9 protein-coding genes and 2 tRNA genes are annotated in these 10250 nt (G+C 68.4%); 8 read left to right on the top strand and 3 right to left on the bottom strand.

The window, feature by feature from the left end:
* Positions 1–13 precede the first annotated feature (13 nt).
* Complete coding sequence (locus ACFWPJ_RS14785; RefSeq protein ID WP_378851339.1) at positions 14–166, bottom strand: hypothetical protein; 153 nt, start codon at positions 164–166, stop codon at positions 14–16.
* Positions 167–299: 133 nt separating this feature from the next.
* Here ACFWPJ_RS14785 and serA point away from each other — a divergent pair, with 133 nt between their 5' ends.
* From serA to ACFWPJ_RS14800, 3 genes are all read left to right on the top strand, one after another.
* Entirely contained in the window at positions 300–1898 is a 1599-nt protein-coding gene (gene serA / locus ACFWPJ_RS14790) for a phosphoglycerate dehydrogenase (RefSeq protein ID WP_378851342.1), read from the top strand.
* 118 nt (positions 1899–2016) lie between these two features.
* Positions 2017–3024, top strand: coding sequence for a 3-isopropylmalate dehydrogenase (locus ACFWPJ_RS14795; RefSeq protein WP_378851345.1), 1008 nt, complete (start codon positions 2017–2019; stop codon positions 3022–3024).
* 202 nt (positions 3025–3226) lie between these two features.
* Positions 3227–3835, top strand: a complete 609-nt coding sequence (locus ACFWPJ_RS14800; RefSeq protein ID WP_378851348.1) for a Uma2 family endonuclease — start codon at positions 3227–3229, stop codon at positions 3833–3835.
* A 164-nt stretch (positions 3836–3999) separates the two neighbouring features.
* Here the strand turns inward: ACFWPJ_RS14800 and ACFWPJ_RS14805 are convergent, their stop codons facing one another.
* The gene (locus ACFWPJ_RS14805; RefSeq protein WP_378851359.1) at positions 4000–5133 is read right to left on the bottom strand and encodes an MFS transporter; all 1134 of its coding nucleotides are present in this window, start codon (positions 5131–5133) and stop codon (positions 4000–4002) included.
* 356 nt (positions 5134–5489) lie between these two features.
* Between ACFWPJ_RS14805 and ACFWPJ_RS14810 the strand changes: the two genes are divergently transcribed.
* The 4 genes from ACFWPJ_RS14810 (at position 5490) to ACFWPJ_RS14825 (ending at position 8109) form a co-directional block, all read left to right on the top strand.
* Entirely contained in the window at positions 5490–6263 is a 774-nt protein-coding gene (locus ACFWPJ_RS14810; protein ID WP_378851351.1) for a fumarylacetoacetate hydrolase family protein, read from the top strand.
* Positions 6264–6281: 18 nt separating this feature from the next.
* Positions 6282–7748 carry a glutamate--tRNA ligase gene (gene gltX, locus ACFWPJ_RS14815; RefSeq protein WP_378851353.1) on the top strand — a complete coding sequence of 489 codons (1467 nt, stop codon included), beginning with the start codon at positions 6282–6284 and terminating at the stop codon, positions 7746–7748.
* 188 nt (positions 7749–7936) lie between these two features.
* Positions 7937–8008: transfer RNA gene (locus ACFWPJ_RS14820), tRNA-Gln, on the top strand.
* A gap of 28 nt (positions 8009–8036) precedes the next feature.
* Positions 8037–8109 (top strand) — tRNA-Glu (locus ACFWPJ_RS14825).
* A 45-nt stretch (positions 8110–8154) separates the two neighbouring features.
* Here the strand turns inward: ACFWPJ_RS14825 and ACFWPJ_RS14830 are convergent.
* Positions 8155–8856, bottom strand: coding sequence for an IclR family transcriptional regulator (locus tag ACFWPJ_RS14830; RefSeq protein WP_378851355.1), 702 nt, complete (start codon positions 8854–8856; stop codon positions 8155–8157).
* Positions 8857–8919: 63 nt separating this feature from the next.
* On the opposite strand from ACFWPJ_RS14830, the gene leuC reads away from it, so the two are divergent.
* Positions 8920–10250: 3-isopropylmalate dehydratase large subunit (gene leuC, locus ACFWPJ_RS14835; RefSeq protein ID WP_378851357.1), on the top strand; the 1331-nt coding region annotated here is incomplete at its 3' end.

Below are 10250 nucleotides of genomic sequence, written 5' to 3' on the forward strand. Positions count from 1 at the left end.
GCTTTTTTTTGTCTCACGCGGCCGTGGCAACCCCCCACGCGGGGCGGCCGTTTGGGCGGCCCCGCGGGTGGCCCCCGCGGTGCTCGGCCGCCACCCGGTCGAGCTCGGCGTCGACGGCGGCCACCACGGCCGGATCCATCGAGTCGGGAACGGTGCGCAAGGACATGGCGTGATGGTAAGCGGCGCGACGCCCAGGGTTCACCCGGTTTTCGGCAGGGGGGTAAGGGCAGCCGAACTCCGGCGACTATTCTGGTCGGCGGTAACTGCCGACCCCCTCTCTTCCCCAGGAGTACCCCACAGTGAGCCAAGCAGGCCGTCCTGTAGTTCTGATCGCCGACAAGCTCGCCCAGTCGACCGTCGACGCGCTCGGTGACGGTGTCGAGGTTCGCTGGGTCGATGGCCCCGACCGCCCGGCGCTGCTCGCCGCGGTTCCCGAGGCCGACGCGCTGCTCGTGCGCTCCGCGACCACCGTCGACGCCGAGGTGCTCGACGCGGGCAAGAAGCTCCAGATCGTCGCCCGTGCCGGCGTCGGCCTCGACAATGTCGACGTGCCCGCCGCCACCGAGCGTGGCGTGATGGTCGTCAACGCGCCGACCTCCAACATCCACACCGCCGCCGAGCACGCCGTCACCCTGCTGCTCGCCGCCGCGCGCCAGATCCCGGCCGCCGACGCCACCCTGCGTGAGAAGACCTGGAAGCGCAGCAAGTTCAACGGTGTCGAGATCCTCGGCAAGACAGTCGGCGTCATCGGCCTCGGCCGCATCGGCCAGCTGTTCGCGCAGCGTCTGGCGGCCTTCGAGACCAAGATCGTCGCGTACGACCCCTACACATCGCCCGCTCGCGCCGCCCAGCTCGGCATCGAGCTGCTGAGCCTGGAGGAGGTGCTCGAGCGCGCCGACTTCATCTCGATCCACCTGCCGAAGACGCCCGAGACCAAGGGCATGCTCAACGCCGAGACGCTGGCCAAGACCAAGCCGGGCGTCATCATCGTCAACGCCGCCCGCGGCGGCCTGATCGACGAGCAGGCGCTGGCCGATGCGATCAAGTCCGGCCACGTGCGCGCCGCCGGTCTGGACGTGTTCGAGACCGAGCCGTGCACCGACAGCCCGCTGTTCGAGCTGCCCGAGGTCGTCGTGACCCCGCACCTGGGCGCCTCCACCGCCGAGGCCCAGGACCGCGCGGGCACCGATGTCGCCAAGTCGGTGCTGCTGGCGCTGGCCGGTGAATTCGTGCCCGGCGCCGTGAACGTCACCGGTGGCGCGGTCAACGATGTCGTCGCGCCGTGGCTCGACGTCGTCCGCAAGCAGGGCGCGCTGCTCGGTGCCATCGCCAACGAGCTGCCCGTCAGCGTCGAGGTGCAGGTGCGCGGCGAGCTCGCCTCGCAGGACGTGGCCGTGCTGGAGCTGTCCGCGCTGCGCGGGGTGTTCTCGGCGCTGGTCGAGGACCAGGTCACCTTCGTCAACGCCCCGGCGCTGGCCAAGGAGCGCGGCATCACGGCCGAGGTCACCACCGCCACCGAGAGCCCGAACCACCGCAGCGTCGTCGACCTGCGCGCCGTGTTCGGTGACGGCTCGACCCTGAATGTCGCCGGCACGCTGACCGAGCCGAGCCTGGTCGACAAGATCGTCAACATCAACGGCCGCAACTACGACATGCGCGCCGAGGGCCTGAACCTGGCCGTGCTGAACTACAGCGACAAGCCGGGCGCGCTGGGCAAGATCGGCACCAAGCTGGGCGAGGCCGAGATCGACATCCTGGCCGCGCAGCTGAGCCAGGACGTGGACGCCGAAGGCGCCACCGTGGTCCTGCGCGTCAACCAAGAAGTGTCCGACGAGGTGCAGACCGCGATCGCCGAGGCCGTCGGCGCCGCCAAGGTCGTCCTGGTCGACCTGGCCTGAGTTGTGACGTCCCGGTCTCCGGGACATCGGCAGCTGCGCGCCGTCACCCCACGGTGGCGGCGCGTACCTGTATCCCCGGCGCGGCACGATCCGCCCCGACTTCGAACGGAGTTAGTTCATGAAACTCGCAGTCATCGCCGGTGACGGCATCGGTCCCGAGGTCATCGCCGAGGCGCTCAAGGTGCTCGACGTGGTGTCGCCCGGTGTCGAGAAGACCGAATACGACCTGGGCGCTGCCCGCTACCACCGCACCGGCGAGATCCTGCCGGAGTCGGTGCTGCCCGAGCTGAAGCAGCACGACGCGATCCTGCTCGGCGCCATCGGCGACCCGTCGGTGCCCAGCGGTGTGCTCGAGCGCGGTCTGCTGCTCAAGACCCGCTTCGCGCTGGATCACCACGTGAACCTGCGTCCGTCGCGGCTGTACCCGGGTGTCACCAGCCCGCTGGCGGGCAACCCCGACATCGATTTCGTGGTCGTGCGTGAGGGTACCGAGGGCCCCTACACCGGCACCGGTGGCGCGATCCGCGTCGAGACTCCGCACGAGGTCGCGACCGAGGTGTCCACCAACACCCGCTTCGGCATCGAGCGCGTGGTCCGCTACGCCTTCGCCACCGCGCAGGACCGCCGCAAGCACCTGACCCTCGTGCACAAGAACAACGTGCTCACGTTCGCCGGGTCGCTGTGGCAGCGCACCGTGAACGAGGTCGCCGCCGAGTTCCCCGAGGTGCAGACCGCCTACCAGCACATCGACGCCGCCACCATCCACATGGTGACCGACCCGGGCCGCTTCGACGTGATCGTCACCGACAACCTGTTCGGCGACATCATCACCGACCTGGCCGCCGCCGTCAGCGGTGGCATCGGCCTGGCCGCCTCGGGCAACATCGACGCCTCCGGCGTGAACCCGTCGATGTTCGAGCCGGTCCACGGCAGCGCCCCCGACATCGCGGGCCAGTCCAAGGCCGACCCGACCGCCGCCATCCTGTCGGTCTCGCTGCTGCTCAACCACCTCGGCAACACCGAGGGCGCCGCGCGCATCGAGTCCGCCGTCGCCAAAGACCTGGCCTCGCGCTCCGGCACCGCCTCCACCGTCGAGGTGGGCGACCGGATCGCCGCCATCGTCTGAGGACACTGAACACACGCGGGGCCAGAACCGGCCGTCACTTGGTTATGGCCCCGCGAATGTCACCGGCGTCAGCCTCCTTGGCTTGACCGGTGCGGCGCTACACACAAATCTGGCACGGTCCTAAACTGAAACCAGCGGGGTGTGTCGACCGGGCCGCTGGACTGACCCAGGGGAAGCCCACGACACCAGATCTGGAGGCGAGATGACAGTGGACCGCGCTGCCGGTGACAGTGGCTTCGGCCCCTACACTGTGCTCGATCTGCATGACCTGCCGGAGGATGGCAAAGGGTTTGAACTCGAAGACGGGTGGTTGGTCGAGGTGGCAGCGGGGGCTCGACACAACTGGATCGCGCGACGCCTCGCCGAAATTCTGCAGGCGGCGTTGCCTGATGGCTCCCTGATGGTCTTCGACGGGGGCGAATGGGAGGTCAGCACACCTTCCGGAGTCCGTAAACCGGACATCATCGTTGTTCCGCGCGATGTCGCGAGAGCGGTGATCGTGGACGAAGTGCCTAAACTGCTGCCAGGTCTGGATCTGTTGCTCGCGGTCGAGGTGGTTTCACCGGGTAGCGGCAGCGAACGGACCGATCGGGTTCGCAAGGTCCGCGAGTACGCGGCATTGGGCGTCCCTGAGTACTGGATTGTGGAGCACCGCCCCGACATTCGCATTCTCCGCCTGCGGCTGGACGCTGAAACCGGAACCTATCGTGCTGATCCGCCGGTGGGATCCGGGGCGCTGTTCACCGCAGAAGTCCAGGGTGTCAACGATGTTCGGGTTTCATTCGATCCTGCCGAACTGATCGACTTCTGATCGGCCGCCAGCTACCACCCCCACTGGGATAAGTCGGCGATCGGATCGCCACCATCGTCTGAGAACACCGAACTGCCGAAGGGCCGCTCCAGTTTCCCGGCGCGGCCTTCGTCGTTGGACCCGTTCGATTTGTTTCTGCCGGGTCGAAATATGGTGTGGCGCAGCTATTCTTCCTGATCCTTCGGAACCAGCGGGACCGCCGCCGCGGCGGCGATGGCGGCCACGGCGAAGGCGGCGGGGAAGCCGGTGGCGGTGATCAGGAGGCCGAAAACCGGTGGGATGGCGGCGATGGCGAGGTTTTGGCCGGTGTTCTGGATGCCCAGGCCGCGGCCGCTCCAGAACGGGCCGGCGATTTCGGCAACCGCGGTGAAGGCCAAGCCGTTGTCCGACACCGAGATCACCGAGGCGGCGACCATCAGGGGGACGGCCAGCCACCACCAGTCGGTCCAGGCGGTGATCGTCAGGGCGGCCATCGCGACGACGGCGGCGACGGCGACCTGGCGCAGCGGGCCGAGGCGGCTGCCGACCCGGTCGGACCAGGCGCCCGCGCCGATTCGTCCTGCGGCGCCCAGGAATTGGGTGGCCGTCATCAGGGCGCCCGCGGCGGCCAGCGACCAGCCCAGGTCGCGGTGCAACCACAGCAGGGCGAAGGTCCACAGGGTGGCCTGCGGGAAGACCAGCAGGATCGACACGGCGTGGATGCGCCACAGGGTGGAATCGCCACGGTAGGGGTTGGCGCGGTCGGCGGCCTTGGCCGGCGGGCGTGGCGGGTCGACGATGCCGACCAGGCAACCGACCGCGGCGATACCGGCCATCAGCGCGGGGACCAGCAGGGCGGCGGGGATGCCGTGGTGTTCGGCGACCCACGGAATGCTCAGCGCGGCCAGGCCGACGCCCAGCGGCTGGGCGGTCTGGCGGATGCCCATGGCCAGGCCGCGCCGGTCGGGCGGGAACCAGCCGACGATCACCCGGCCGCTCGCGCCGTTGGAGCTGGCCGCGCCGACACCGCCCAGGAACAGCAGCGCGCCGAACGCGATCGGGTTGTCCACCAGCGCGGCGGCTACCCCGGCGACGAACATCAGCGCCGTGCCCGCCACCAGCACGATGCGTTCACCGATCCGGTCGACGACATAGCCCCACGCGATCAGCGTGCACACCAGGCCGACGGTCGGCAGGGCGACCAGCGCGCCCGCGGCGAACAGGGAATCGCCGCGCGCGGTGAGCGCGGGCAGCAGGAACGGGGTGCCGTGGATGAAGATCGAACTCGAGGTCTGCGCGAACACGCCGAGGGCGAGCATCAGCCAGCGTCTGCCGTCGCCGATCCTGGTCACTTCGGCCGTCGGCCGCACCTCTGTCACGATTCTCACCTCGCCGGGTTGCACGATTGCATCTCAATATTTGAGATTGATGTCTCATGTTGTGAACATCCGGGTTCACGGTACACCCGTGACCGCCGAATGACGCCCCTGGATTCGGTGTCTGACAGATCACAACCGGCGAGGACGGTGTGGAGTGCGAATCCCGCAGGCGGGCAGCGGCTTCGAATCACATCGGTGTGAGATTGCCCGCACTCCGCCCGCGCGCGTATCACTCGCCGGACGCCGCATCCCGGGCGCGTTCGGGCAGGTGGGCGCGTCTCGATAGACTCCGGGGCATGCGCTTAGGTCGAGTTGCCAGTCCCGATGGAGTCGCGTTCGTCAGCATCGAAGGTGACGGCAGCGATGCCACCGCCAAGGAGATCGCCGAACACCCGTTCGGCTCGCCGACGTTCACCGGCCGGAGCTGGCCGCTGGCCGATGTCCGCCTGCTGGCGCCCATCCTGGCGAGCAAGGTGATCTGCATCGGCAAGAACTACGCCGCCCACGCGGCCGAGATGGGCGGCGAGGCGCCGGCCGACCCGGTCATCTTCATGAAGCCCAACACCGCGATCGTCGGCCCGAACGCGCCGATCATCCTGCCGCCCAGCTCGTCTCAGGTCGACTACGAGGGCGAGCTGGCGGTGGTGATCGGCCGTCCGTGCAAAGACGTGCCCGCGGCCAAGGCCGCCGACGTCATCCTGGGCTACACCGTCGCCAACGACGTCACCGCCCGCGACCAGCAGCGCCACGACGGGCAGTGGACCAGGGCCAAGGGCTACGACACGTTCTGCCCGCTCGGCCCGTGGATCGAAACCGCGCTGGATCCAAGCGATCTGGAGATCGTCACCGAGGTCGAGGGTGAGGTCCGCCAGCGCAGCCGCACGTCGCTGTTCCTGCACGATATCCCCAAGATCGTCGAATGGGTGTCGACCGTGATGACCCTGCTGCCCGGTGACGTGATCCTCACCGGCACACCGGAAGGCGTCGGCCCGCTGCAGGCAGGGCAGAACGTGTCGGTCACCGTCGAGGGCATCGGCACCCTCACCAATCCTGTTGCCACCAAGCGCTGATACCGCGGAGAGAGAGTCATGACTGAAGTACGGGTCCGTTTCTGCCCGTCGCCGACCGGCACGCCGCACGTCGGCCTGATCCGCACGGCGCTGTTCAACTGGGCGTACGCGCGCCACCACGGCGGAAGCTTCGTCTTCCGCATCGAAGACACCGACGCCGCACGCGATTCCGAGCGGGCGATCCTGGACGCGCTGCGCTGGCTCGGCCTGACCTGGGATGAGGGGCCCGAGGTCGGCGGCCCCTACGAGCCGTACCGGCAGTCGCAGCGCCGCGATCAGCACCTCGAGGTCGTGCGCAAGCTGGTCGCGGCGGGCGAGGCCTACGAATCCTTCTCGACGCCGGACGAGGTCGAGGCACGGCATCGCGCGGCCGGTCGTGACCCGAAATTGGGCTACGACAATTTCGATCGTGACCTGACCGCCGAGCAGATCGCGGCCTACAAGGCCGAGGGCAGGCCCGCGGTGATCCGGTTGCGGATGCCGGACGAAGATCTCGGCTGGAACGATCTCGTGCGCGGCGAAACCACTTTCAAAGCCGGTACCGTGCCCGACTTCGCGCTCACTCGCGGCAATGGCGATCCGCTCTACACACTGGTGAATCCGGTCGACGACGCGTTGATGAAGATCACCCATGTGCTGCGTGGTGAGGATCTGTTGTCCTCGACGCCGCGCCAGCTCGCGTTGTACGCGGCGCTGCAGCGTATCGGGGTCGCGGAGTTCACGCCGGAGTTCGGTCATCTGCCGTTCGTGATGGGCCAGGGCAACAAGAAACTGTCCAAGCGCGACCCGGAATCGAATCTGTTCGTCCACCGTGATCGCGGATTCATCCCTGAGGGTTTGCTGAATTACCTGGCCCTGCTCGGCTGGAGTATCGCCGAGGACCGCGATGTGTTCTCCATGGCGGAGATGGTGGCGGCATTCGACATTTCGACGGTGAATTCGAATCCGGCCCGTTTCGACCAGAAGAAAGCCGACGCCATCAATGCCGAGCAGATTCGTTTGCTCGAGCCGGGTGATTTCGGTCACCGTTTGCGCGAGTACCTCACCACGCAGGGTCATATCGGCGCCGAAATCGACGAGAAGGCCTTCCTCGCCGCGGCCGAACTGGTGCAGACCCGCATCGTGGTGCTCGGCGACGCGTGGGACCTGCTGAAGTTCCTGTTCGTCGAGCCGGCGGAGTTCGCGATCGACCAGTCCGCGGGCGGCAAGAACCTGGGCGCCGAGGCCGATCCGGTGCTCGACGCCGCGCTCGCCGCCGTGGAGCCGCTGGCCGAGTGGACGACGCCGGCCCTGGAAGAGGCGCTGAAGAAGGCGCTGATCGACGATCTGGGGCTCAAGCCGCGTAAGGCGTTCGCGCCGGTGCGCGTCGCGGTGACGGGCTCGCACATCAGCCCGCCGCTGTACGAGTCGATGGAGCTGCTGGGCCGCGAGGTCTCGCTCGACCGGCTCCGTGCCGCGCGTGGCTGGGTGCCCGCCGCGCAGTGAGCGCGTCCGGGGCGGATGCGGCCGGTCCGCAGCCGCCCCGGAACGGCCAAAACAACCAAAAATAGGCTTCTGACCAGGCGATTTGTAGTTTACCCCACTGTGTTTGGTAATCTTCTTCTCGCCGCGGAACACGGCCTCGCAACACCGACAACCAGCCGGTGAGACGCCAGGCCGAGCGTTTCCATCCTTGGGGTATGGTGTAATTGGCAACACAGCTGATTCTGGTTCAGCCATTCTAGGTTCGAGTCCTGGTACCCCAGCAAGGTTTCACTTCGGTGAGATCGTCCTGGCCCCGTCGTCTAGCGGCCTAGGACGCCGCCCTCTCAAGGCGGTAGCGCGGGTTCAAATCCCGTCGGGGCTACAAAGAAAGACCCCCGGTCGAATTCGACCGGGGGTCTTCTTCGTTCTACAACCGCTTGTGCAGCGCTTCGGCGGCGGCGACCAGATCGGCGGCCCAGCGCGCGCCCGGCCGCCTGCCCATCCGGTCGATCGGGCCCGAGACCGACACCGCGGCCACCACGAGGCCCGCCGTGTCGCGGACCGGCGCCGAGACGCTCGCCACGCCCTGCGCGCGTTCCGCGGCGCTCTGCGCCCACCCCCGCTTGCGGACCTCGGCCAGCGCGCGATCGCCGAACACCGCGTCGGCCAGGACGGTGCGCTGCAGTTCGGGATCGGCCCATGCCAGCAGCACCTTGGCCGCCGAGCCCGCGGTGAGCGGGAGCCGGGAGCCGACCGGCACGGTGTCGCGCAGGCCGACGGGCGGCTCCAGCGCGGCCACGCAGACGCGCGCGTGCCCGTCGCGGCAGTACAACTGGACACTCTCGCCGGTGATCTCCCGCAGACGGGGCAGAATGGACCCTGCGGCCTCCACCAGTGGATCGGCGGCCCCTGCGGACAGTTCGGTGAGCGCGGGGCCGGGACGCCACAGCCCGTTGCCGTCACGTGCCAGCAGCCGGTGCGTCTCCAGCCCGACCGCCAGCCGGTGCGCCGTGGCGCGGGGCAGGCCGGTGCGGGTGCACAGGTCGTTGAGACCGCATGGCTCGTCCGCGACGGCGTAGAGCACCGCCACGGCTTTGTCCAGAACACCGATACCGCTATGCTGTCTCATAGAACGATACTAACGTCTCATATGTTGAGACTCCAAGTATGCCCGTCGAAAGGTGATCAAGCCATGGCCGAGCGCGCCCGCACACTGGCCGAGAAGGTGTGGGAACAGCACGTCGTCACTACCGGTGCCGGCGAAGGTTCCTCCCGCGAACCCGACCTGATCTACATCGATCTGCACCTCGTGCACGAGGTGACCAGCCCGCAGGCCTTCGACGGGCTCCGCGCGGCAGGCCGGCCGGTGCGCAGGCCTGATCTCACCATCGCCACCGAGGACCACAACGTCCCCACCGTCGACATCGACAAGCCGATCGCCGACCCGATCTCGCGCACCCAGGTGGAGACGCTGCGCCGCAACTGCGCCGAGTTCGGCGTCCGCCTGCACCCGATGGGCGATGTGGAGCAGGGCATCGTGCACGTGGTCGGCCCGCAGCTGGGTCTGACCCAGCCGGGCATGACCGTGGTGTGCGGCGACAGCCACACCTCCACCCACGGCGCGTTCGGCGCGCTGGCGATGGGCATCGGCACCAGCGAGGTCGAGCACGTGCTGGCCACCCAGACGCTGTCGCTGCGCCCGTTCAAGACGATGGCCATCACCGTCGACGGCGAATTGGCGCCCGGCGTCACGAGCAAGGACCTGATCCTGGCCGTGATCGCCCAGATCGGCACCGGCGGCGGCCAGGGCTATGTGCTGGAGTACCGCGGCGAGGCGATCCGCAAGCTGTCGATGGAAGCGCGGATGACGATCTGCAACATGTCCATCGAGGCGGGCGCCCGCGCGGGCATGATCGCCCCGGACGAGGTGACCTACGAATTCCTGAAGGGCCGCCCGCACGCGCCGCAGGGCGCGGACTGGGACGCCGCGGTGGCCGCCTGGGAGGCGCTGAAGACCGACGAGGGCGCGGCTTTCGACGCCGAGGTCCATATCGACGCGAACGTACTGACCCCGTTCGTCACCTGGGGCACCAACCCGGGCCAGGGCCTGCCGCTGGGCGCGAACGTGCCGGATCCGGCCCAGATCGCCGACGACAGCGAGCGCGACGCCGCCGAGAAGGCGTTGCGCTACATGGACCTGACGCCGGGAACGCCGCTGCGTGAGGTCAGCGTGGACACCGTATTCGTCGGTTCCTGCACCAACGGCCGGATCGAGGATTTGCGTGCGGTCGCCGATGTTTTGAAGGGACGCCACGTCGCCGACGGTGTGCGAATGCTGGTCGTACCCGGGTCGATGAAGGTGCGCGCGCAGGCGGAAAAAGAAGGACTCGGCGAGATTTTCACCGCCGCCGGCGCGGAATGGCGCCAGGCGGGCTGCTCGATGTGCCTTGGCATGAATCCCGATCAGCTCGAGCCGGGCCAGCGCTGCGCGTCCACCTCGACCCGCAATGTCGAAGGCAGGCA

The organism is Nocardia sp. NPDC058497 (assembly GCF_042720195.1).
Taxonomy (GTDB): domain Bacteria; phylum Actinomycetota; class Actinomycetes; order Mycobacteriales; family Mycobacteriaceae; genus Nocardia.